The sequence below is a fragment of the Shewanella sp. NKUCC01_JLK genome (assembly GCF_019345615.1).
Taxonomy (GTDB): domain Bacteria; phylum Pseudomonadota; class Gammaproteobacteria; order Enterobacterales; family Shewanellaceae; genus Shewanella; species Shewanella oncorhynchi.
In genome coordinates this window covers 1-22,647 of sequence record NZ_JAHKRD010000008.1, presented here as the reverse complement: position 1 = coordinate 22,647, position 22,647 = coordinate 1, and the positions used below count along the sequence as shown (strand labels likewise).

At 44.3% G+C, this 22,647-nt stretch carries 17 protein-coding genes and 1 riboswitch; of the genes, 10 read left to right on the top strand and 7 right to left on the bottom strand.

Annotated features, from left to right (window positions below):
* Positions 1-13 precede the first annotated feature (13 nt).
* The 4 genes from KO537_RS09980 to KO537_RS09965 all read right to left on the bottom strand — a co-directional run bounded on the left by KO537_RS09980 (position 14) and on the right by KO537_RS09965 (position 3,212).
* A complete protein-coding gene (locus KO537_RS09980; protein ID WP_113939848.1) occupies positions 14-1,417 on the bottom strand; it encodes a hypothetical protein in 1,404 nt (467 codons plus the stop codon).
* Complete coding sequence (gene def / locus KO537_RS09975; protein WP_105252985.1) at positions 1,417-1,974, bottom strand: peptide deformylase; 558 nt, start codon at positions 1,972-1,974, stop codon at positions 1,417-1,419. Before def ends, KO537_RS09980 begins: the two co-directional genes overlap by 1 nt.
* 65 nt (positions 1,975-2,039) lie before the next feature.
* Positions 2,040-2,252 (bottom strand): SlyX family protein, encoded by a 213-nt coding sequence (locus KO537_RS09970; RefSeq protein ID WP_006080410.1) that lies wholly within the window; start codon positions 2,250-2,252, stop codon positions 2,040-2,042.
* 9 nt (positions 2,253-2,261) lie between these two features.
* Positions 2,262-3,212 carry a hypothetical protein gene (locus tag KO537_RS09965; protein ID WP_219234410.1) on the bottom strand — a complete coding sequence of 317 codons (951 nt, stop codon included), beginning with the start codon at positions 3,210-3,212 and terminating at the stop codon, positions 2,262-2,264.
* A 154-nt stretch (positions 3,213-3,366) separates the two neighbouring features.
* Between KO537_RS09965 and fkpA the strand changes: the two genes are divergently transcribed.
* The 6 genes from fkpA (at position 3,367) to katB (ending at position 10,598) form a co-directional block, all read left to right on the top strand.
* Positions 3,367-4,134, top strand: a complete 768-nt coding sequence (gene fkpA / locus KO537_RS09960; RefSeq protein ID WP_105250047.1) for an FKBP-type peptidyl-prolyl cis-trans isomerase — start codon at positions 3,367-3,369, stop codon at positions 4,132-4,134.
* A gap of 618 nt (positions 4,135-4,752) precedes the next feature.
* Positions 4,753-7,365: an extracellular exonuclease ExeM gene (gene exeM / locus KO537_RS09955; protein ID WP_168824918.1), complete on the top strand. Its 2,613-nt coding sequence runs from the start codon at positions 4,753-4,755 to the stop codon at positions 7,363-7,365.
* Between the two features lie 110 nt (positions 7,366-7,475).
* A complete protein-coding gene (locus KO537_RS09950; RefSeq protein WP_168824920.1) occupies positions 7,476-7,931 on the top strand; it encodes a hypothetical protein in 456 nt (151 codons plus the stop codon).
* Between the two features lie 105 nt (positions 7,932-8,036).
* Entirely contained in the window at positions 8,037-8,474 is a 438-nt protein-coding gene (locus KO537_RS09945; protein ID WP_028761594.1) for a PaaI family thioesterase, read from the top strand.
* Between the two features lie 82 nt (positions 8,475-8,556).
* Positions 8,557-8,799 carry a YgjV family protein gene (locus KO537_RS09940; RefSeq protein ID WP_028761593.1) on the top strand — a complete coding sequence of 81 codons (243 nt, stop codon included), beginning with the start codon at positions 8,557-8,559 and terminating at the stop codon, positions 8,797-8,799.
* A gap of 323 nt (positions 8,800-9,122) precedes the next feature.
* Complete coding sequence (gene katB / locus KO537_RS09935; protein WP_173246491.1) at positions 9,123-10,598, top strand: catalase KatB; 1,476 nt, start codon at positions 9,123-9,125, stop codon at positions 10,596-10,598.
* Positions 10,599-10,713: 115 nt separating this feature from the next.
* On the opposite strand, the gene norW is transcribed toward katB, so the two are convergent.
* Both norW and norV read right to left on the bottom strand, forming a co-directional pair.
* Positions 10,714-11,880 (bottom strand): NADH:flavorubredoxin reductase NorW, encoded by a 1,167-nt coding sequence (gene norW, locus KO537_RS09930; RefSeq protein WP_219234409.1) that lies wholly within the window; start codon positions 11,878-11,880, stop codon positions 10,714-10,716.
* Complete coding sequence (gene norV / locus KO537_RS09925) at positions 11,873-13,402, bottom strand: anaerobic nitric oxide reductase flavorubredoxin (protein ID WP_028761590.1); 1,530 nt, start codon at positions 13,400-13,402, stop codon at positions 11,873-11,875. Before norV ends, norW begins: the two co-directional genes overlap by 8 nt.
* Positions 13,403-13,628: 226 nt before the next feature.
* On the opposite strand from norV, the gene norR reads away from it, so the two are divergent.
* Positions 13,629-15,236 carry a nitric oxide reductase transcriptional regulator NorR gene (gene norR, locus KO537_RS09920; protein ID WP_219234408.1) on the top strand — a complete coding sequence of 536 codons (1,608 nt, stop codon included), beginning with the start codon at positions 13,629-13,631 and terminating at the stop codon, positions 15,234-15,236.
* Positions 15,237-15,286: 50 nt separating this feature from the next.
* On the opposite strand, the gene KO537_RS09915 is transcribed toward norR, so the two are convergent.
* Positions 15,287-15,841, bottom strand: coding sequence for a TMEM165/GDT1 family protein (locus KO537_RS09915; RefSeq protein ID WP_131524629.1), 555 nt, complete (start codon positions 15,839-15,841; stop codon positions 15,287-15,289).
* A gap of 410 nt (positions 15,842-16,251) precedes the next feature.
* Positions 16,252-16,351: riboswitch (cyclic di-GMP riboswitch) on the top strand.
* 123 nt (positions 16,352-16,474) lie between these two features.
* Between KO537_RS09915 and gbpA the strand changes: the two genes are divergently transcribed.
* From gbpA to KO537_RS09900, 3 genes are all read left to right on the top strand, one after another.
* Positions 16,475-17,920: an N-acetylglucosamine-binding protein GbpA gene (gene gbpA, locus KO537_RS09910; RefSeq protein WP_219234407.1), complete on the top strand. Its 1,446-nt coding sequence runs from the start codon at positions 16,475-16,477 to the stop codon at positions 17,918-17,920.
* Positions 17,921-18,484: 564 nt separating this feature from the next.
* The gene (locus KO537_RS09905; protein WP_219234465.1) at positions 18,485-19,660 is read left to right on the top strand and encodes an aromatic amino acid transport family protein; all 1,176 of its coding nucleotides are present in this window, start codon (positions 18,485-18,487) and stop codon (positions 19,658-19,660) included.
* 268 nt (positions 19,661-19,928) lie between these two features.
* A complete protein-coding gene (locus tag KO537_RS09900; RefSeq protein ID WP_168824932.1) occupies positions 19,929-22,085 on the top strand; it encodes a S46 family peptidase in 2,157 nt (718 codons plus the stop codon).
* Positions 22,086-22,647: the final 562 nt, after the last annotated feature.

Sequence of the window (22,647 nt, the reverse complement as noted above, 5' to 3'; positions counted from 1 at the left end):
CACAACCGCTAGGCTAAATGATTATTGAATAAATTCGGGTGTAATTACCAGTATCAATTGCCCAGACTAAGGTGGTTTTGCCTGCTGCAACATCAATTTTAGCCGGTGGCGCTTTGTCTAACTGCAAAGTGTATTCACCTGCACTCAAATAACGCCGCCCGATCTGTGCTTGTTTAGGGAGCGTCAGCCAACTACGACGATCCGCTTGTTCTGTTACTACGTTAAAAATCTGCATCGCTATACTGCCAATATCGGCAGCATTGTTCCCTGGTTTACCACTCTTCTCAATCTGATAGGCCATCTCAGATTTAGCATAGACCCTAGCGACTTGGCGAACTAGCGTCGCGGGCAGATCTTCCTTGAGTGCTGTGATGGCTAAGGCATCGATATTGGCAATAGGTTCAGTTTTCAGCACTGTACCTAAACCTTGCACTTGCGTCTCTGGCACAAAAGTATTGTTTGGCATGTAGGTAGCGAGTGACACTGTCTGCCAGTTACCATGGATAGTAAAAGGTACCGTGAGAGCTTGTTTTGCTGGCACAAAGCCGCGCTCGACCATCAAAATTACTTGGCCATCTTTGGGGTTGGGCAATTTAGCATCGCCCCAACGGCGCTTAAACTCATCATACTGTGGCATGCCGAGTTGCTTGGCGAGGCGGACCAGATCTTGCTGTAAATAGGTGTTATCTGGAGTGATTTGTGCTGCTTTACGATAATCGATATAGGCATCGTTCGGCTCACCCAGCACTTCGTGCAGTACGCCAGTGGTGTAATAACTGTAAGCGTTTAAGAAAGAACTGGTGACTGTGCCCGCGGCTTGTCCTAGTTTGTTAACCTCGGCATCTATGGTGCCGTTTGCCATGGCTTGAACTGACTTTTGTGATTTTTGATAGCGTTCTTGCTCGCTGCTCTGTAGTTCGTTACTGCGACGAACTTCGACGAGAGCCCCCTGATAGTCGCCACTAAACAAATAGTTAAGAGCTTGGTATTGGTGCAGCATAATGCGTTCATACCCAGGGCCTCTGTACGGAATCGCATTGTCGTTTAACACTAAGCTGCTGGCTGTTGCGCCAATGTCACTAACGCTGACTTTGGCCTTATCATCAAAGGCGGTATAAGCATCTACTGCTTGCTGATAATATTTTTTACTGGCAGCAAAATCGCCGGCGACTTGAGCAATACGTCCCGCTTCTTGGGCATAGAGTAAGCCGTCATTGCCATTGATATTACTGGCAAGTTTGTCGATATCGGCCATGGGAGTCGCACTATTAAGCTCTTGTTTGAGTGGTTCGATCTGCGCAGGATAATTAATGAAAATACTGTTATAAGCGCAGCCCGATAAGTTTAAAACCAATCCCATTGCCAAGGTTGGTGCAATAAATGCGCGAGAAAAAGGTGTAACGAAGGACAGTTTCATTATTGCGCTTCACCTTTTTTGATGGATTGGGCTGAAATCGCCTGAGTCTGTTCTGGCATAAGTGAACGCTCGAGTAATGTGATCCCTTGAAGGTGATCAAATTCATGTTGAAAAATCCGTGCAATAAAGCCCGTTAATTCGGTTTGTTGCCACTCGCCTTGTAAATTTTGATAGCGTACTTCAATGGCTTGATGTCTTTGTATCGTAAATCTTTGCCCCGGTACAGATAAGCAGCCTTCTTCTCCGCTGACCAACTCGCTTGATGCATTAATGATTTGCGGATTAACCACGACCACAGGCGCCATATTAGGCGCGTCGGGATAACGCTCATTAGGGCGAGAAGCCATAATAAATAAGGCTAAAGGGCTGTGAACTTGGGGGGCTGCGATACCAACGCCATTGGCAGCGTCCATGCTGGCAGACATTTGCTCGGCAAGATGCACGAGCTCTGCATCGAAATGGTGCACTGTGATTGCAGTCTGCCTTAGAATGGGTTCATCCACTAACGCTATGGGTAATAGAGTTGGGGTTTCTTTTGGCATTAAATGTTTAAACATCGCATTCCCTGGATATTTTGCAGTAACTGTTTTTTTAATCAAAGTTAACATCTAAAGCGTCAGTGTTAATAATGTGGTGGTGGCGTTTCTTCAGCCTGAGTCGCCATATTACTTGGTTCCATGTCCTGCAACTTACCAATTAACATGTGAATTTGGTGTTGCTGGTGAGCCACCAGTCGATTTAATTTGATGACCTCTTGGTTTAATTCTTCGACTGTGAGCTCTTGAAAAGCCAATTTGGTTTCTAGATCTTCAATCTGTGCTTGTACGCCTTGCATGGCTAACCTCTATTTCTGCCAAGTTTCAACTAAGCCTTGGCTACTGATACTAACGACTTTATTGGTATCTCGAATTGCCACAGAGTATACAACGGCTCCTCGATTTTGGCTGTTTTTAGTGAGTGCAACCTGCCATTTTTCAATTTGTTTACCCGAGTCACGTTGCCAGAGTATAACTTCCCGCGCTGGCGTACCTGTTAATATCTGGCTGTCTTGTTTGATAAACCTCACCGCTGAAAAGTTCATTTGGCGACGGGTAATATCCAGCTTATTTAACAGCTTACCGCTTGTGTTATCCCAGATTTTTGCTTCATCTGTGCTGCCATTGGTAAAACTTAAACTACCACTGTCGTTGAGTGCCACTTTGGTTATACGGCTGCCGAGTGTCCACGTATGAAGCGGTTGGCCAGTTTGTGCCTGCCAGAGAATCGCCTGCATATCATTTGACCCCGTTAATGCTAATCGGCCATCAGCAGAGAGGGCAACACTATTGACGCGCTCTTTATGTCCAAGAAATTTGATTAAGGCAGATTTTTCGGCATTAAGCGACATGACTGAACCATCATTTAAACCAATAAGTAGTGTGCCATTATCGGCTACCGCGACACTTTCACCGGATGAAGGTAAGGACCACCAGCCCAAAGGCTTACCGTCGGCTATTTTCCACATAGCAACTGAATCTCGGCTTAACGATGCTGCAAATATCCCGTTGGGAGAAATCGCTGTACCTGTGACGCCAGTATTAATATCGCCATGTATCCATTGGTATTTGAGGGTGTGGGTACTGAGATCCCAGCATTGAACTCCACTACTTTGAGTGGCAACTAAGGCGAATTGCCCATTACTTGATAGGCTCGCGCTATAGCTGGGCTCTGTTGTGAGAACACTGATATCTTCTGCTTTGGGGTGGCAAGCGATTAGAAAAACTGTGCAAATTACCAGCAGTAGATTTTTCTTCATGAACTTGCTCCCTAAGTTGTTGTCTTTAGACTTGATCAAGTGACATTAATCACTGTTAACCCATAAAGAATCTAGTTGGTATAACCGAGATAACTAGTATAAAGTTGTCACGCTTAGGTTATTGTAACCGCTTGAGGATGCTGAGGAAGCTTTAATGAAATCGATTTATAAATTATCGTTAGTTGCATTGGCTATTATTGGCCTATCTGCTTGTAATCAAGAAGAAAAAGCAGCTACGAGTACAAATGTTGAATTAACGACTGAAGCTCAAAAAGAAGCTTACAGTGTAGGCGCTTCAATCGGTCGTTATATGTCTGGCCATATCAAAGAGCAAGAAGAATTAGGCCTGCCAGTTGATCGCACTCTGATCGTCACTGGTTTCACTAATGGTCTGAATGACCAATTAAGTTTAACCGAAGAAGAAATGCAAACCATTCTTCAAGGTCTAGATAAAAAGTTAAACGATAAACGTCAGGAACAAGCAACAGCGATTTCTGCGAAAAATATCGAAGATGGTAAAAAATTCCTTGAAGAAAACAAGGTTAAGCCTGGTGTAGTGACAACTGAGTCTGGCTTACAATATGAAGTATTAACTCCAGGCACGGGTGAAAAGCCTGCCGCAGAAGACACTGTAGAAGTGGATTATGTCGGTACTTTACTTGATGGTACTGAGTTTGATAGTTCTTATAAACGCGGCGAAGCGGCTAAGTTCCCTTTGAATCGCGTTATTCCAGGTTGGACTGAAGGCGTGCAATTAATGCCTGTTGGCGCTAAGTACAAGTTTGTGATCCCATCAGAATTAGCCTATGGCGTACGTGATACTGGTACTATTCCACCAAACTCTACGTTGATTTTCGAAGTTGAGTTGAAATCAATCGAGAAAGCTTCTGCGGCGCCAGTAGCTGAACCTGCTAAAAAGTAATTGATTAGCTGCGACGTGTAATACGCCGCAATTGAAAATACCGCTCCTAAATGAGCGGTATTTTTTTGTCTGTAAAATTCGCATTATTGTTTTAATATTTAGCTCACTATCTTACAGCCGTTGGTTCTCAGACTGGCTCTGTGTTTCATTTTTATACCCATCATCAACATTAATCTGCTGCAATAACCAAGGGTATAAATCATCCACTTTAGCAGTTTGACTGTTATGTTTATTTCAAAATAATGAATGCTAAATTAAGTTTTAATTATATCCATTACCTTTTAAGGACCCGTGTTCCTTATATTTTATTGGGTATTGCATACTGAATAATATCATCAAAATATCACATTAAAATATTGATTGTTATTTAAGCAGGATGCCAAATGCTTTGAGCTTATGTGTATTGTTCTTACTGTTTGTTTTTACATGGCTAATACTTTTGATTTACCATCCTGTTCTGTTAGGTGAACAGTGAGAAGTCTATAATTAGTTACTCATCAATGTGTTACATTGGCAATGTGCGATCTTGCCCTCTTTTTTTACGCATTCAACTCTGAAATAATCCGCTCGCACGTTAATAGAAGTTAGCGGCAATATTATAATAATGGGGTTGATGATATGGATAATGTTAATAAATTAACGGCTATTTCTTTAGCTGTTGCAGCGGCTTTGCCTATGATGGCAAGCGCAGATGTGATGATCACCGAATATGTTGAAGGTAGCTCAAATAATAAAGCGATTGAACTGTATAACAGCGGCGATACGGCAATTGATCTCGCGGGTTATAAACTGGTTCGTTATAAAGATGGTGCTACTGTTGCGTCGGATATGGTGGCTTTAGGTGGTCAAACTATTGCGGCAAAATCGACAAAAGTTATTTTAAATACTAGCGGTACTATTACTGTTGCTCAAGGGGTTGATAGTTACTCTGGTAGTTTAAGTTTTAATGGCGGTGATGCGGTTGCCTTAATGAAAGATGATGCAGTCATCGATATTATTGGTGATGTGCCGACGCCAACGGGTTGGGGATTAGACGTTACCTTAAAACGTAAATTAGATGCGTTAGTGGCGAATACAGTATTTAATGCCGCCCAGTGGGAACAATTACCTAAAGATACCTTCTCTGGTTTAGGTTCTCTAGAAACGCCTGCTGAGCCAGAAGTGCCGCTCTTTAGCTGTACTGGCGCTAAAATTGTGCCTATTTATCAAGTACAAGGTGCGGGCGAGTCGAGCCCATTTGTACCAGCAGGGGCATTCGAATCTGAAGCCGAAGTGACTGTGCGTGGCGTAGTGACTGCCCGTGGTGAAAGCTTGTTTAAAGGTTTTTACTTACAAGAAGTTAAGGGTGATAACTCACCGTATACCTCTGATGGTGTATTTGTATTCTTAGGTGAAGCTGCACCTGAAGCGATTCAACCAGGGGTTGAAGTGTGTGTGCAGGGTAAAGTGAAAGAATACTTTGGCCTAACTCAAATCGATATTAAAGCCGATAAGAAATTTGATGTTGGCGCTAAGGGTGAAGTCCCTGTTGCCGCACCTTTCTATGTGGCCGATGGCGAAACCTTAGCGCAAGCATTAGAGCGCTATGAAGGCATGAATGTGGCCTTAGATGCGGGCAGCGATCTTAAAATCAGCCGCACCTTCAGCTTCGACTATGCGGGTAGTCGCAATAACATGCTAGTGTCATATCAAGCACCTTTGATGAAGCCGACACAGCTGTATCCAGCGCTTTCTGCTGAAGCAACGGCATTAGTTAAATCTAACCGCGAAAACCAACTCTTTATCGAATCCGATTACAAGCCTGCCAATGGTGTTATTCCATACTTCCCTGATTTCAATGTGGAAACGGGTTACATCCGTGTTGGCGATCAACTGACTAACCTGCAAGGTGTGATTGGTTACAGCTACGGCGCTTATCGTTTAGTGGCGACTAATACTATTACAGCGGGTGATTTTATCCGTGGTGACGATAGAACCGAAGCCCCAAGTGTTGCAACTAAGGGAGATCTGCGCGTGGCTAGCTTTAACGTGCTGAACTTCTTTAACGATGTTGATGGTGGCGATACCAATCCATCAGGCAGTAACCGTGGCGCCCTAACGCTGGAAGAAATGGTGCTACAACGTACTAAAATCGTTAGCGCTATTACCGCCATGAACGCCGATATCGTCGGTTTGATGGAAATTGCTAACAACGGTTTTGGTGAGAAGAGTGCGATTAAGGATTTAGTCGATGCACTAAATGACAAGCAGACGCCTGAAAACGCCTATAGCTTTGTTGAAATCACCGATGCTGATAAGTATGACGGCAAGTACTTTGGCACAGATGCGATTACTGTCGGCATGTTATACCGTGGTGGTAAAGTGGCTTTAGCGGGGGCAGCACAAGTTATCGGTACTCCAGAACAGCACGCCAGTGCTGGCAGCGTGACTCGCACAAAAGATGGCAAAACTGAGACTAACCCTGGCAATGATGCTTATCAACGTCACAGCTTAGCGCAAACCTTTAAAATCCATGATGAGTCTCTGACCGTAGTCGTTAACCATTTGAAATCTAAAGGCTCAGGCTGTTTAGAAGATTGGGCTAACTTCGAAGAGTCAGTTGATCCGGCCGATCAACAGGGCAAGTGTAATGCTTTCCGCGTATCTGCAGCCAAAGTCTTGGGTGAAACGCTAAAAGACGTGAAAGGCGACTTACTGATCATCGGTGATATGAATGCCTATGGTATGGAGGATCCTATCCGTGTACTAACCGACTTCGATGCGAGCAAGTCAGAGCGTGACATCCTGACCGCTTCGTGGACGACGCTCGACGGCAAAGTGTTTGAACGCCAAGGCAGCAAGATTGAAAAAGGTTATGGCTTTATCAACTTGAACACGAAAGCCCACGGTGCAAGCACTTTCTCTTATAGCTATAACGGCGAGTTAGGTAACTTAGATCATGCTTTAGCCAATGCTAGCTTAGCCAAACGTTTAGTGGATATTGAAGATTGGCATATCAACTCAGTGGAATCTAGCCTGTTTGAATACGGTAAGAAGTTCTCTGGTGATCTGGCTAAATCTGAAAATGCTTTTTCTGCATCGGATCATGATCCTGTGATTGTTGCTTTAAGTTATCCTGCGCCAGTAGTGCCGCCAAAACCTGAGCCAAAGCCTAAAGATGATGGCGGTGCTTTAGGTTATTTAGGTTTAGCACTGATGTCCTTGTTTGGTTTGCAGCGTCGTCGCCGTTAACCTGTATATGGGGTTAACTCACAAGTGCAATTTGTGAGCTAGACTGAAACAAAGGGATGGTTAACCATCCCTTTTTTATCTCTTTTTTTCAGTTTTTATTAGGAGTGAGTATGGATACCACCTCAAATCCGCTGAAAACCATGAATATCAAGGCGCCACTGTGGTTTTACTTTGTCGCAACGCTCAGTTTGTTGTGGAATATCATGGGGCTGATGGCTTTTGTTATGCAAATGACTATGACGCCAGATGCACTGGCACAGATGAGCCCAGATCAAATTACACTCTATGAAACAACGCCAATTTGGATTGATGCTGTGTTTGGCTTTGCCGTAGTTTCAGGGGTTCTAGGATGTCTATTATTGTTATTCAGAAAATTAATTGCTTATAAAGTGTTGGTCGCCTCGCTTATCGCTATTTTGTTGCAAATGACCTATGTATTTTGCATTCAGCAAGCGGCTGTGGTGCTAGGAGCCGACGCGTTAATTATGCCAAGTGTAGTCGTGGTGTGGGGATTATTTCTTGTCTGGTTTAGTCAGCTAAGTACCACTAAATCTTGGTTAGTTTGAGCCTTATTTTTGCCGATATAGATGTGACTAGCTGAGAGTAAACTAGTTGAACTTCATCCACTTCACAGTAAACTGCTGATTGGTTTTATTGACTAGGAAGCTGCAATGAGTATTTGGTTTAGAGCTGTAACGTTAGAGGATTGCGCGCGTTTAGACGCCGGTATGGGTGGCAAAGGCACCTTGATGCAGACTTTAGGAATTGAGATCAGTGAGATTGGCGACGATTACATGAAGGCCACTATGCCAGCCAGTCCGGCGGTGCATAACCCTTTGGGCATAGTGCATGGTGGCGCGAATGTCGCGCTTGCTGAAACCGTTGCTAGCTATGCGGCAAATTTCGCGGTGGATTTTGAGCAGTACTATTGTGTCGGTCAAGAAATTAACGCTAACCACTTACGGGCTTCCCGTAATGGGGTATTAACCGCCACGGCTAAGCCTATCCACTTAGGGAAGCGCAGCTCTGTATGGGAGATTTTAATCCACAACAGTGCGGGTGAACTGACTTGTATTTCACGGATGACGGCGGCTGTCGTTAAACGCTAAATGCAATGAGCCAGCTTATTACCTGTGGTGTGATTGGCGTATCAATCGTTTGATTTAAATAATATATAGATAAGGATTGGATATGGATAACGCTACAATTTGGGAATGGGTTGGTTATTTAGCTTCAGTGGTCGTTGCAATATCACTGATGATGTCAAACATTAAGAAACTGCGCTGGTGGAATCTCATTGGTGCGGCTTTATTTGTGGCCTACGGTGTGGCAATTGGGGCTTATCCTGTTGCCTTAGTTAACTTTTTTATCGTGCTGATTGATACTTATTATTTGGTTAAGCTTTATCGTGAAGCTGACTTATCCAGCAGTTAATGGTGTATCAGCTTAACTCCGCTTTCTCGCACCGCACTTCGCTCCATTGTCCTGAGCAGCTATTTGGTTTTTCAACAGCATCTTAAGTGATGTGAGCGGACCATTGGCTGTGAGTCCGTGTAATTCATTAACTGTCTTGCCAAACCCATTCTTAATCTTTTTTTTAGATTATGAAAATCTAGTTTAATCGTTTTATTCTAAAGTGGTAATTCTCTATTCTTGCTCCATCGACAACACGTCGCAGCCAAGGAGATAAACCATGGCCACCATTTACGATTTAATTGAAACCTGGTTAACCAGCAATCAAGACTAAGGAGCAGGGCATGAGTCAACAACATCAAACAAGTCAGTACTTAACGAGCCAAAACGGTGCCCCAGTGGCCGATGATCAAAACTCACTGTCGGCGGGTGAACGTGGTCCTTTGCTATTACAAGATTGGCATTTAATTGAAAAGTTAGCCCATTTCAACCGTGAGCGTATTCCTGAACGTATCGTGCATGCCAAAGGTACAGGGGTTTACGGCACATTTACGCTGACTAAAGATTTAAGCGATTACACCATTGCTGACCATTTCAATGGTGTTGGTAAGCAAACCGAAACCTTTATTCGTTTCTCAACCGTAGGTGGAGAAATGGGTTCTGCCGACGCAGAGCGCGATCCACGTGGCTTTGGTTTACGTTTTTATACTGCCCGTGGTAATCACGATATCGTGGGTAACAATACGCCGACCTTTTTCTTGCGAGATGGGATTAAGTTTCCAGACTTTATTCATACGCAAAAGCGTAATCCTAAGACAAACTTAAAAGATCCGCAGGCTATGTGGGACTTTTGGTCATTGAATCCTGAAGCTATGCATCAAGTAACCATTTTGATGTCGGATCGTGGTATTCCGGCGAACTACCGTCAAATGCATGGTTATGGTTCACACACTTTCTCGCTGTGGAATGCCAAGGGCGAGCGTTTCTGGGTGAAGTTCCACTTTAAATCGCAGCAAGGCGTGGTCAACTTAACTAATGAACAGGCTGATAAATTAAAAGGGATTGATCCCGATTCATCACAGCGCGATATGGTGGTTGCTATTACTGATGGAAACTTCCCGCGTTGGACGGTTAATGTGCAGATTATGCCTGAGGCAGATGCCAATACTTACCATATCAATCCATTTGATTTAACTAAGGTTTGGCCGCATAGCGACTATCCATTACTTGAGATTGGTGTATTAGAACTGAATCGTCTGCCACAAAACTACTTTGCTGAAGTTGAGCAAGTGGCATTGGCACCTAGTAATTTGGTCCCAGGCGTCGGGGCTTCACCAGACAAGATGTTACAAGCGCGTTTATTTGCCTACGCCGATGCGCAGCGTTACCGCATTGGTGCTAACTACAACCAATTGCCAGTGAATTGCCCGCATGCCGCTAAGGCAAATCACCATCAACGTGCAGGTGCGATGGCGGGTACACAATGTCCTTATCATGGCAGTCAAACTGGTGGCGACGCTTCGGCAAACTATGGCCCGAACAGCACTGCTGATGCCTTGGTTGAGCCAGTAAACTTTAGCGAACCACCATTGCGTTTAGAAGGTGAAGCGGCGCGTTACAGTCGTTATAACCAAGACGATTATACCCAAGCGGGTAATTTGTATCGCATCTTCTCTGAAGCTGAGAAAGCGCGCCTAGTGGCAACAATTTCGGGTTCATTAAGTCAAGCGAGTTTAGATGTGCAGCAACGTATGGTGGCGCATTTTACTCAAGCCGATGCGGATTACGGACAACGTATTAAACTGGCATTAGGTCTTTAAACTATTGCTGTTGCGAATGTTTGAATAATAGTAGAAACGATAAAACTGAGTAGAAAGCCTCTACTCAGTTTTTATTATCAGCGACAATAATATTAACATTCTCGTTAATGTGCTCTTAGGCCACGATGAGTGCCGCGTTAGGGCTATTTAGCTGCTTTAACAATCCAAATGCTTGCTGCATTTTATCCTCGGTTACGATAAATCCTATAAATGTTTCATCCACGTCGAATGCTTTAATACTGCTTCCTTGAGCATCAATATCGACTTGCCAGCGATGGACGCCATTCACTGTTATACCGCTGAGTTGCATAGGTAACAGTGGCGTTTTCACTTTAATGAGCATGGCGGGAAAATTCACTGCTGTCGGTTGGTTCAGTAATGTGTTCGCCAGCGCATTGGCGCTCAGTAACGCAGGTTGCAAATAGGCCCTATTTTGGCCGTTGATTTGGGCGCAATCACCTAGCGCATAAATATGGGCATCGTTGGTTTGTAAGTATTCGTTAACGACGATACCTTTATTGACCTCTAGCCCCGCATGCTGGGCAAGTTGGCTGTTAGGGAGAAGTCCCGCTGCACAGATAACCGCATCACAAATAAACCGCTGGTCATTATCTAGGCACACAGAGATACTGCCATCTTGGTGTTGCAGTTGGCTGACTCGGGTTTGCAATTGCACTGTGACGTTATGCTGCGTTAGTACAGCGGTCAGTTTGTGGCTTAACATTTCGGGTAGCATATTCGGCATTAAGCTCGCTTGTGGATCGACCAAAAATACTTGCTTACCTGCAGTTGCTAAGTCCATTGCCAGTTCAACTCCGACCAAACCAGCACCGATAACCAGTACTCTCCTCGCACCATGGATGTCTGCTTCGCAGGCCTGATACTCCATTAAGCTGTTAACTGTATGGATGATATCGACGCCATCCCCCTCTATAGGTGGAATAAAGGGCCGTGCACCTGTGGCAAGCACTAATTTTTTGTACGCAATTTCGCGTCCTTGATGGCAACATACTACCTGACGAACTTTATCTATTTTTATGACTTCACAGTGATTTATCACATCAATTTGTTGCTCATGTGCAAATTCAGTCGCGGTCAATTTTATGAGGTCTGACGCCATTTTTTTAAGGCTAAACACATGGCTTAAATCTGGTTTATGGTATTCGTCACCAGAGTCGGCTGTGATAACTGTAATCGGTTGTTCGCGGTTTAAACGTCGCAGTGTTTTGACTAGCTGATATGCCGCGAATCCACTGCCGATAATGACGATTGGCTTAGGCATTAGTCACCTCATTTTTTATGACAGCGAAAACGCTTTTACCTAGGCCACATTCGGGACAGAGGAAGTCTTCGGCCACTTGAGTCCAAGGTGTGCCAGCAATGATATCTTGATTAGGTTCTCCTTTTTCAGGGTCGTAAACCCATTGGCAAACGGTGCAAATCATTGATTGTGTATCATTTAATTCGCACGCTTTTGTTGCAATCGGTGCAGTCATAGGGACGTTATTAGTAGCAGTATTTTCAGCTGTTTGACTGGCCGTGGTGGCTTGGCTAGGTTTTGACATGACTTGATTAATGATAGAGCGACTATTAGCGCTATCGAGGGGACGCAATGCCCATTCTCGCGCGATTCGCTGGCCGTGCTGACGGCATTCTTGCATCGCATCACGATCGGGACGCCATTTGACTTTTAATCCCACTGAAGTTTCGAAACCAGCATCCATCAAACGAGTGTGAATTCTATCGACTGCGCCGCCATTCCAGCCATAACTACCAAAAGCTGCCGCCTTTTTATTGCGAAAACGCAGGCCCGTGATTTCTTCAAGCATGGCGGCAATTTTAGGCATCATCACATTATTCATGGTGGATGAGCCGACTAAAATACCTTTTGACCTAAATGCCTGTGCAAGGATTTCGTTTTTATCATGACGTGCGACGTTATACACTTTTACCGCTACATTGGGGTCAATATCATGGATACCTTGAGCAATACCGTCGGCCATCATGCGAGTATTATTGGACATAGAGTCGTAGAGAATCGTGATGCGGTCTTCTTGATAAGCGTCGGCCCAAGCTAAATATTGGTGAATAATTTGGGCTGGATTATCACGCCACACAATGCCGTGTGAAGTTGCGATCATATCTACAGGTAAATTAAAGCTTAATACTTCGTGAATTTTAGCCGTTACTAGGCTGCTAAAGGGCGTTAAAATGTTTGAGTAGTACCGTAGGCATTGCTCCATTAATTCATTTTGATCAACCTCATCATTGAATAAATGTTCATCGCAATAGTGCTGGCCAAAGGCATCGTTACTGAATAAAACCGCATCTTCGGTGAGGTATGTCATCATGCTATCTGGCCAATGCAACATAGGTGCTTCGATAAATATCAGTTGCTTACCATTGCCTATTGCTAAACTATCACCTGTCTTTACGGTAATGAAATTCCATTCTGGGTGGTGGTGATGTCCTACAATGGAGTCGACCGCATTTTCACTGCAGTAAATTGGTGTGTTAGGAATTTTGGCCATTAATGCAGTCAGGGCGCCTGAGTGGTCTTCCTCTGCATGGTTCATCACAATATAGTCTATGTCGGTTAAATTAATTTCAGCTTCAAGATTTTGTAAGAATTGCTGGCTAAACCGATGATCAACTGTATCAATTAACACGGTTTTTTCTTCACGGATAAGGTAGCTATTGTAGCTTGTGCCTTTAGTTATCTTGTACTCAGTACCATGAAAATCTTGCACTTCCCAATCGCGTTGACCCACCCAGTGGATATTGTTTTTTACATGAATAGTCATAAATACACCTGTGATAATTAATAATGAATGCGCTACGTAAATCTTGCTTATTTAGTTAAATCTCTTATTGCACTCACCATGCCAATATTTTAAGGTTTTGATTTTTATTGGTATTAGCGTATTTCAACATTTTAAATCACTTGCTGATGTCATAATGACAATTTGATATTAGTCAAATTGACATTACACTGTTGTCAATATGACTTTATTTGACTGTGGATGTACTATGAGTGCCCATGCTGATTTAACTCAGTTAGCCTTAGATTTAACTGTCGGCGTGTCGACGCAAGACAGATTTGAGCGTTTGTTGGCAGTGGTCAGGCGGCGTGTCAATTGTGATGCTGCGGCATTATTGGCATTTCGGGAGCAGCAATTTGTCCCCTTGGCGATAGATGGGCTCTTTGCCGAAGTGTTAGGGCGGCGCTTTCAAATTAGTGAACATCCGAGATTAGAGGCTATCGCCCGTGCTGGCGATGTGGTTCGTTTCCCGGCCGACAGTGAACTTCCTGATCCGTATGATGGTTTAATTCCACATCATAGTGCGAACTTACATGTACATGCTTGCATTGGTTTACCACTAATCGCGAACGATCGCTTAATTGGGGCGCTCACCATTGATGGTTTCAACCCTCATCAGTTTGATGATTTTAGTGATAGCGAGTTGCGTGTGATCAGCGCACTGGCCGCAGCCAGTCTTAATACTGCGTTATTGATGCAACAGCTAGAATCCCAAGTTGTTGAAGTTTCCAATGGCACTGAGGTGCTCAATCGTCCTGCTAGTCAGCAGGAGATCATAGGGCAATCCAAACAGATCCAATCGCTAAAGCAGCAGATAAGTGCCGTGGCAGGCACTGATTTATCGGTATTAATTACTGGCGAAACTGGCGTGGGTAAGGAGTTAGTGGCCGCGGCGATACATAATCAATCGACCAGAGCCGATAAATCACTTATCTATTTGAACTGCGCTGCATTGCCTGAGTCCGTCGCCGAAAGCGAGTTATTTGGACATGTAAAAGGGGCATTTACGGGGGCTATCAGTCATAGGCAAGGCAAGTTTGAACTCGCTGACAAGGGGACCTTGTTTTTAGATGAAATCGGGGAGCTTCCCTTGGGGCTGCAAGCTAAGTTATTGAGGGTTTTACAATACGGTGAATTACAGCGAGTGGGCAGTGATAAGAGCCTAAAAGTGAATACTCGGATTATTGCCGCCACTAATCGAATTTTGCACCAAGAGGCAACGGAAGGGCGTTTTCGTTTCGACCTTTACCATAGGTTGAGCGTATTTCCTATCCACGTAGCACCATTAAGAGAGCGTGGGCAAGATATTGTCATGCTGACAGGTTTTTTTCTTGAACGTTGTAAAGCGAAGTTAGGACTCACCCATATCAATATCACACCCGCAGCGCAGCAGTTATTAGAGCAATACACGTGGCCGGGTAATGTGCGTGAGCTAGAGCATGCGATACACAGGGCTGCGGTGTTGGCGAAAGCCGAGCTAAAAACGGCTTACATCAGCTTAAGTAATAAACATTTTCAGCTCGATTCTTTGATGAATCAAGCACACAAAACAGTCGACGAAGATAGGCCATCAGATACCGCAACGCTAGTCAGTGAATTAGCATTTAGGTCTGAGTCGGCCTGTCGTGAGGGACAATCGCAAGAGAATTCCAGTGTTATGCTGGGGCTTAAGGCTGCGACTGAGAGATATCAGCGTCAACTTATTCGTCAAGTTTTAGCCGCGAATCAACAAAATTGGGCTGCGTGTGCAAGAATATTGCAAATCGATACAGGTAATTTGCACCGACTTGCAAAACGGTTAGGTTTAAAAGAATAAAATATTGCGTGAAGAGATTTTATTCTGCAGCAAAACCCCAGCCTCGATTCTTAGAAGAACAGTGTTGCTACGCCTAAGAGTGCGAACAATACGGCGCAGCCACGGTGTATCCACAACATAGGCAATTTTTCGGCGCTGAAGTGGCCTGCGATCACTACGGGTACGTTAGCAAGCAGCATGCCTAAGGTTGTGCCTGCAACCACCATAGTTAATGAATCGTATTTTGCGGCTAATACCACAGTTGCGATTTGTGTTTTATCCCCCATTTCGGCGATAAAAAACAGGATAAAGGTGGCGAGAAAGGGGCCCATTTTATAGAAACGGCTCTCTTCTGCATCGACTTTATCGGGGATTAACACCCAAAGAGCGATCGCAAAGAATGACGCAGCCACTAAATAACGTGCCAGATCTGGGCTTACCCAGTTAATCGCCCATTGGCCAATCCAAGCTGCGGCAAAATGGTTAAATAATGTCGACAGCAAAATACCTAAAATAATGGCGGTTTTATTTTTAAATCTTGCGGCGAGGATTAGTGCAAGTAATTGAGTTTTATCACCAATTTCGGCGATAGCAACCGTAAAGGTTGAGGCAAGTAGGGCTTCCAAGTGTGATCCTTTAGGGGTGGTTATGACATAAGCACAATAAACCGTCCACCCCTAGGTGCGGTCATTGTGCTCAGGTCTTGCTGGGCAAATCTATGATTTGCTGTGAACACCATGGCATGTTGCCAAGTATGTTGATGTTCACCCTAGATGACGATGGCTCGAAATCCAGTTAGCTACTCCCCCGAAGCGAGGTGGGCATTATACCTAGGTAAGATTTAGTTTCAAGCACGAGTTTATAACAGTAGGTGCTGATAAATGTTTGACGGGTGTCAGAAAAATACCGATCCACATTCTGTAACTTAATGAATATAAATGAATTATTTTTTGACAACGTTGTCTTTTGTTGCTAATTTAGCCAAGTCATTTCTACTTAGTTACATACTGTTAACTCGTAGTGACTCAATGATAACGACTGTATTTGGCAAACTAATTGAAAAGTTAGGACGCAAAGCTTCCGGTCTAAGGTTGTAAATGGATTTTTTAGTGAACTAAGATAGCGGAGTTGCCGCAGAATTCGATTTCTGTGAAAGATAAACGACTGCTGTTTAATGCTGTTGTTTGCCCAAATACCACTTTTATATCTAAGCCTATCATTATGTTTAGGATGATAGGCAATCAATGGAGTGCATTAAAGTGGCAAATCCTACTGTTTTTTCCCCTATTTCTAAATTGAGTTTATTGGCCGCGGCAGTAATGGCGACGAATGCGTTTGTGAGTATCTCTGCGCAGGCGCACGGTTATGTTGTGGCACCTGAATCGCGTTCATATGCCTGTAAAACAGGTAAAAATGCTAATTGTGGCGCGGTGCAATGGGAGCCGCAAAGTGTTGAGGGGCCATCGGGTTTTCCTGAATCAGGTCCTGCTGATGGCAAATTGGCGAGTGCTGGCAATGGTGCTTTTTCACCTTTGGATGAACAAAGTCCGAGCCGTTGGGCAAAGACGGATATTAAAGCGGGCTGGAATAAGTTCAGTTGGCAGTTCACAGCAAATCATGTCACCCGTAATTGGCGTTACTATTTAACTCGCCAAGATTGGAACCCAAACCAAGCTTTGAGCCGAGCGAGCTTTGACTTAGCCCCCTTTTGCGTCGTTGATGGTGGTATGGAACAGCCGCCTAAGTTAGTGACCCATGACTGCTACGTGCCAGAAGGTCGCAGTGGTTATCAAGTGATCTTGGCAGTGTGGGAAGTGGGAGATACGACGAATAGTTTCTACAATGCTATCGATGTGAACTTGGGCTCGGGTCCTGTTGTGCCGAGTGAATGGCAAGATGTGGGGGATATCAATCCGTCACTCAATCTAAAAGCAGGCGATAAAGTGATGACCCGGGTGTTTGACGCCAATGGTGAGCAAGCGGCTAAGCAAACAGTCATTACCATTAGCGATGCTACTCAAGGTGATAAACAAAATTGGCCTTTCCTATTAGCGAGCGCGATTAATGCCCAGCAGTCCCAGTTAAAAGCGGGACAAAAAAATGCATCGGGTGTGATTGAGCCTGTGTATGGCAAAAACGACATTTTTACAGCGAAAAACTCAGGTATTGAGCGTGTCGAAGTGGGATTTGATTTAGCTCCTGCTCCGGGCAACAGCTTAGAAGTCACTTCACTTGCTGACGATTATCAAATTATCGATGGTGCGGCGAAGGTCAGCTTTGATGTGACCAGTAACGCCGAGATGCTAGTGTCAGCGTATTTGTTTAGCCATGATGGCACAGCGGCAGGTTTTGTGAGCCAAACTGTTAACAATACCAGCGCAAGCTTAGTGTTAGACGTTGTTGAGCCTAAAGCTGGGCATTATCATTTGCAGGTAAAAGCTGAGCCTAAACAAGGTGATGTTATTCAGCAGAACTTTGATCTCTTCTTAAAGGATCAAGCTCCTGCTCCAGAAGCTGATTTTGTATTCCCAGCAGGCATGAAAGGTTACGTTGCAGGTACTACAGTGTTACAGCCTAAAAATGGCAAAGTGTATCAATGTAAGCCATTCCCTTATAGCGGCTATTGCGTGCAGTGGTCGGCTTCTGCCACAGGATTTGAGCCAGGTGTTGGCGCTTCTTGGGCTATGGCGTGGACTGAGCTGTAAATTAACATTCTGAGTTAATTAATTCTCAACATGATGTGATTGGGCTTAAACATATTTGCTGTGTTTAAGTCCATATTTTGCACGCTCTCGATGGTTAAAGATGTGCTTTACCTCGGTTTAAGCTCAATGCTACATCCCATATATTCTCAACAAAGGTAGCGATTTTGTTGGCTTGTATATTTTCGTTTATCACAGCGCTATTAAGTTGTTACCGTACCGTTTGCTACCCTTCTTTGTTCACAACTGGCTTGCCCACTGGGTTTGGCTCTGTTAATGTCCCAAACTATCTATTTAATCGATGCTTATATCGGTACATTAATTTGGGCTATCACAATTGAAAGTCATGCCATTTTTCAATAATCGATTTAGTTAGCCTCAATGGCTACTGGGTTGAAACATTCAAAAGCTATTGGGGCCAATTGATCTGCTAGGTCGAGATCTGATTGGATGCTTTAAGTGATGTGTCGCTTATTTCGATTTAAGACGCAAGGCTTTATCGGTTCAAATCTTACTCAAATAAAATAATAATTAATTATTGAACAGGACTATTGTGTGAATTCAAAAATGTTAGGCTCGATCGCCATCGTTGCCGGGACGGCCATTGGCGCAGGTATGTTAGCGTTACCTTTAGCCACAGCGGCTTTAGGTATTATCCCTGCTTTAGTGTTACTCGTCGTTATTTGGGGCGTGTCCGCCTATACCTCATTACTTATGCTCGAAATTAACTTACGCACTGGCGTGGGGGATAACGTGCATGCTATTACGGGTAAGTTACTGGGTAAAAAAGGTCAAATAATTCAAGGTGCTTCTTTCCTGAGTTTATTATTTGCTTTGACCGCGGCTTATCTCACCGGCGGCTCTTCGTTATTAGTGCTTAAAGCGAAGAATATGTTCGATATCGTGCTCGATAATCAAGTCGCAGTGTTGTTATTTACACTCGTGCTCGGTGGCTTTGCGGCGCTAGGTGTTGCTTGGGTCGATAAAGTTTCACGTTTCCTATTTTCGTTAATGATTCTATTGCTCGTGGTGGTGGTATTATTTTTATTGCCCGAAGTCAGTATTGCTAGCATGGCAACTGGCGCGATTGCCGAGTCTATGACCAGCAATTGGATGGCGGCAATTCCCGTGGTGTTTACTTCGTTTGGTTTCCACGTCTGTATCGCCACTTTAGTGCGTTATCTCGATGGCAATGCGGTATCACTGCGTAAGGTGTTGTTAATCGGCTCGACTATCCCACTTGCTTGTTATGTTCTGTGGTTATTGGTGACTTTAGGCACAGTCGGCGGATATGAGGTGAATAGTTTTGAAGGTTCACTACCTTCACTCGTCACGGCATTACAGGATATTGCTCATACACCTTGGATCAGCAAATGTATTTCATTATTCGCTGATTTAGCTTTAGTGACCTCATTCCTCGGTGTGACCTTAAGTTTATATGACTTTATCGCCGAATTAACTCGCGCCAAAGAAACGTTTGCCGGCCGTATTCAAACTTGGTTACTGACCTTTATTCCGCCTGTTTTGTGTGCCTTGTATTTGCCTGAAGGCTTTGTGGCGGTACTGGGATTTGCGGCCGTACCATTGGTCATGATGATCATCTTCTTGCCCATTGTTATGGCACTGCGTCAACGTCAGTCGCAGCTCGGTGGTTATCAAGTGTCTGGTGGATCTGTTGCGTTAGTCATTGCAGGTTTGTTAGGTGCCGTGATTGTGGGTGCTCAGCTATTTGTTGGGATCTAATTCATTGCGATAGGTGAGGCCTTTTAGCGAAAGCGTCAGGGTAACTTTGATTAAATGTATTTGCTTTGTAAGCGAGTTTTTCAGAGTCTGTTATAGAGAGTGTCGCATGTGATAAAGTCAGGCCCCGGCCTGACTTTTTGCTTTTTAGGTTTTAAAGCGAGTGATGCTGGGTTTTAGCACAGTTATTTAAAATTAAAACAACGCTATTAAAACGAGAAAATGGCCCAGCTTGCGCGTGGCTTCATTCACATAAAACGGACTTAACACAATGAAAAAATGGTTACTCACAGTTGCCGTGGCCGCTAGTTTTGGCGCACAGGCTGACGAAGGTATGTGGCAGCCCCATCAACTGCCTGCAATGGCTGATGAGCTAAAAGCAAAAGGCCTTGAAATTGATGCAAAATCGATTTCTAAACTCACCGAATTCCCGATGAATGCCGTGATAAGCCTTGGCGGTTGCACTGCATCATTTGTATCGCCAAAGGGCCTAGTCGTGACTAACCATCACTGTGCCTATGGGGCGATTCAATACAACTCTACTCCTGAGAAAAATCTGCTGCAGGATGGTTTTTTAGCTAAGACTTTCGCCGATGAATTACCAGCGACCCCTGGCTCACGTGTCTATGTGACTGAAGATGTAACTAATGTCACTGAGCGAGTTAAAAACGGGCTTGAAGGTAAAGTGGGCAGCGCCTTCTATCAAGGCGTTGAAAGCCAAGAAAAAGCGTTAGTTGCTGAATGTGAAAAAGAAGATGGTTACCGTTGCCAAGTGTATAGCTTTCACGGTGGTCTCGAATATTATCTGGTTAAGCAATTGGAAATCCGTGATGTGCGTTTAGTCTATAACCCAGCCGCGAGCGTGGGTAAATACGGCGGCGATGTAGACAACTGGATGTGGCCACGTCACACAGGCGATTTTTCTTTCTACCGTGCTTATGTATCTAAAGCGGGTAAACCCGCAGAATTTAGCAGCGACAACGTGCCATACGAGCCAAAAAGTTTCTTAAAAGTATCGGCTAAAGGCGTGAGTGAGGGTGATTTTGTGATGGTGGCAGGCTACCCAGGTCGCACCAACAGATATCGCACAGCTACTGAAGTTCAAAATGAGTTTGAGTGGGCTTATCCCGAAGGCAAAATGCTGCGTGAACGCTTTATAGAGATCATTAAAGAAACCGCGCCAGAGGGCAGCGACGAGCGTATTAAGTACGAGAGTCAAATTGCTGGCCTTGCAAATTACGCGAAAAACTTCACTTCTATGATTGAGTTTTACGGTAAATCAACCATGTTGGCTGACCGTAAAGCCCTTGAAGCTAAGCTTGCGGCGTGGATAGCCAAAGACAGCAGTCGTGAAGCGAAATACGGTAAAACCTTAGCGGAATTAGATGCCTTGATTGCCAAAGGCAAAACGCATCAAGAGCGTGACATGATCTTAAGCTACATAGGCAGTACGACTATGTTGCCGACGGCGCGCAGCTTATATCGCCTCGCGAACGAGAAACAACTGCCAGATATGCAGCGTGAACCGGGCTTCCAAGATCGTGATATGACACGTCTAAAAGCCAGCATGGAGCGTATTGACCGTCGTTATGCGCCAAGCGTTGATAAAGCGGTATTGCTCGACATGCTAAAACGCTACGCCGCACTGCCAGAAGATCAGCGCCTACCCGCATTGGATAAAGCCTTTGGTATCGATAAAAAGTTTAGCGAAGCTAAGCTTTCGAAAACCTTAGATAAAATGTACGCCAAAACTGAGTTAGGTAAGAAAGACGTTCGTCTGGCGTGGATGGATAAATCCGTTGCCGATTTTAAAGCTTCTAAAGATCCTTTCATTCAATTCGCTGTCGCTATGTATGACACAGATATGGCTGAAGAAAAGAAAGAAAAAGAATTAGCGGGTGAACTAATGAAGGTGCGTCCGCAATATATGGATGCCATTATTGCTTACAACCTAGAGCAAGGTAAGCCAGTGTATGCTGATGCTAACTCAAGCTTACGTGTCACAGTTGGCCATGTGAAAGGCTATTCGCCAAAAGACGGTTTAGTGGCCGTGCCATTCACTCGCCTTGAAGGCATAGTGCAAAAGGACACGGGTGTTGACCCATTCGATGCACCGAAGAAAGAGTTAGAGCTGATTAAGCAGAAGCAATATGGTGATTTCTATATGAAATCAATAGATTCTGTACCAGTAAACTTTTTATCAACTTTAGATACTACTGGTGGAAATTCTGGCTCACCGACCTTAAACGGCCGCGCTGAACTCGTCGGCCTGTTGTTCGACGGTGTGTATGAAAGCATTATCGGCGGTTGGGCATTTGATAACGAGATTAACCGTTCTATTCATGTCGACAGCCGTTATATGCTGTGGGTAATGAAGTATTTAGATCATGCCGACAATTTATTAGCCGAGATGGAAATCGTTAAGTAATCCATTGCCGCATCAGCAATGGTGCGGCCTATAGTGGCATAGTGAATTTGGATTATCAGCATTCAAGTGCGATTTAGTGCTTTAAGAATGCTGAAATAACAAGACAGCAAAATAGCGATAAACTCACTGGGTTTATCGCTTTTTTTGTATTCGGAGGTTGGAAAGCGTTTTGTGTAATTTGGTGGTGAGAAAACCGTTTTATATAAATTTTTAATTGGTTGGGTTTGAGCTAATTGCGGGGATTCATCGTAACTCGGTTTGCGGCTGGAACATGTTGGTTAGTGCTGGAGAGTTGTCTAGTGGGACCTGTAACTTCAGTTATTTAGGAGTTTTGTTTTCGCTGATTTCCACTCATACAGGCTTGCCATGGTATTGACTCGTCGACACGGTGAATAGAAACCTAGGGTTTCTGAGCTTATGAACGAGAGCCATGGACGGCGAACTGGCAGTTAAACAGGGATAATGGAATGGACCCATCCACTTTTAATCGGCCTCGCAATGGGCCACGATGTAGTCGCTAAAACTCATCAGAAAGAGGACGGGTCCACCTATGAAGATTACT

Excerpts from the sequence above, each read along its gene's own strand:
- KO537_RS09940 (WP_028761593.1), top strand. The coding sequence starts at position 8,557 with ATGGATAACGCTACAATTTGGGAATGGGTTGGTTATTTAGCTTCAGTG.
- KO537_RS09900 (WP_168824932.1), top strand. The coding sequence starts at position 19,929 with ATGAAAAAATGGTTACTCACAGTTGCCGTGGCCGCTAGTTTTGGCGCA.
- KO537_RS09950 (WP_168824920.1), top strand. The coding sequence starts at position 7,476 with ATGGATACCACCTCAAATCCGCTGAAAACCATGAATATCAAGGCGCCA.
- KO537_RS09980 (WP_113939848.1), bottom strand. The coding sequence starts at position 1,417 with ATGAAACTGTCCTTCGTTACACCTTTTTCTCGCGCATTTATTGCACCA.
- KO537_RS09945 (WP_028761594.1), top strand. The coding sequence starts at position 8,037 with ATGAGTATTTGGTTTAGAGCTGTAACGTTAGAGGATTGCGCGCGTTTA.
- norR (WP_219234408.1), top strand. The coding sequence starts at position 13,629 with ATGAGTGCCCATGCTGATTTAACTCAGTTAGCCTTAGATTTAACTGTC.
- norV (WP_028761590.1), bottom strand. The coding sequence starts at position 13,402 with ATGACTATTCATGTAAAAAACAATATCCACTGGGTGGGTCAACGCGAT.
- def (WP_105252985.1), bottom strand. The coding sequence starts at position 1,974 with ATGTTTAAACATTTAATGCCAAAAGAAACCCCAACTCTATTACCCATA.
- norW (WP_219234409.1), bottom strand. The coding sequence starts at position 11,880 with ATGCCTAAGCCAATCGTCATTATCGGCAGTGGATTCGCGGCATATCAG.
- KO537_RS09905 (WP_219234465.1), top strand. The coding sequence starts at position 18,485 with ATGTTAGGCTCGATCGCCATCGTTGCCGGGACGGCCATTGGCGCAGGT.
- katB (WP_173246491.1), top strand. The coding sequence starts at position 9,123 with ATGAGTCAACAACATCAAACAAGTCAGTACTTAACGAGCCAAAACGGT.
- fkpA (WP_105250047.1), top strand. The coding sequence starts at position 3,367 with ATGAAATCGATTTATAAATTATCGTTAGTTGCATTGGCTATTATTGGC.
- KO537_RS09970 (WP_006080410.1), bottom strand. The coding sequence starts at position 2,252 with ATGCAAGGCGTACAAGCACAGATTGAAGATCTAGAAACCAAATTGGCT.
- exeM (WP_168824918.1), top strand. The coding sequence starts at position 4,753 with ATGGATAATGTTAATAAATTAACGGCTATTTCTTTAGCTGTTGCAGCG.
- KO537_RS09965 (WP_219234410.1), bottom strand. The coding sequence starts at position 3,212 with ATGAAGAAAAATCTACTGCTGGTAATTTGCACAGTTTTTCTAATCGCT.